We start from the raw sequence: 879 nt of genomic DNA, 5'->3' as shown, positions 1-879 counted from the left end.
TGTATTCCGAGCCGTTGTCTGAATGGAAGCTGAGGAGAGCGAAGGGGAAGGCTTCGAACATCTGTTCCAAGGCGGGGATGAGGAACAGTTCACTGATTTTCTCCACCGTACAGACCGCCTCGCACTGGGTGACTTCGTCGACGGCGTTGATGTGGTAGACCCCCTTCTGCTTGTCCTGATCGCCTTGATGGACCGTGTCAATGCGGATATAGCCCGGTTTGCCCTCAGGCCGGGGCTTGCGCCGTTCCCCGATAGTCGACGCCGTGGGCCGGGTCTTTTCGAAGTGATGCCGCTGGCGGGTGTAGGTGGTGGACTTGCGCAGGTTGTACAGGTGGCTCACGGAGATCCCGGCCAGTGTCCGGTACTCAGTCTGCCCAAATACCGCACAGGCACGCTCACAGAGCTTTTTGACGGCAGGCCCGCAGGGCGTCTCATGGCGCTCATCCATCGCCGCCAGCAGGCGGATGTCCTGGTCGGTGTATCGGCGGGCAAACCCGGCGGCCGTGCGCTGGCCGCGTCGGAGGAGGCCCGCATCGCGGTATTGAGCAATCAGTCGGGTGAGCTGCTGGCGAGAGTAGCCACTTACCCGCACCAGATAACGCATCACCACCCCCTTATCAGCCCGACCGAGCCCCAGATAGCGGAATCTGACCAGCTCTCGCTGGATCCAGCGGTAGCGGTCGTCCTTGTTACCGCTGATCGAAAAGGCCACTGACTGAGTGCCGGCCAGGAAATCCCTCAGCTGCGATATCGTCTTGAGCTCGTTAAGCTTCATGATGGTTGTCATCCCCCATCATGAACGGAACCTGGCCCGGCTTCAGACTCGTTTCATATTGGAAACACCCCAGGCCTCCAGACTCATTTCATATTGGACAAGGC

Annotated in this window: 1 pseudogene; it reads right to left on the bottom strand. The window is 59.8% G+C overall.

Going from position 1 to position 879, the window contains the following annotated elements:
- Nucleotides 1-775, bottom strand: a pseudogene (locus NA637_RS25190) (integrase); the annotation flags it as partial.
- Nucleotides 776-879: the final 104 nt, after the last annotated feature.

The organism is Stutzerimonas stutzeri, assembly GCF_024448935.1.
Lineage (GTDB): Bacteria > Pseudomonadota > Gammaproteobacteria > Pseudomonadales > Pseudomonadaceae > Stutzerimonas > Stutzerimonas stutzeri_AO.
This window is presented reverse-complemented; position numbering and strand designations above follow the sequence as displayed.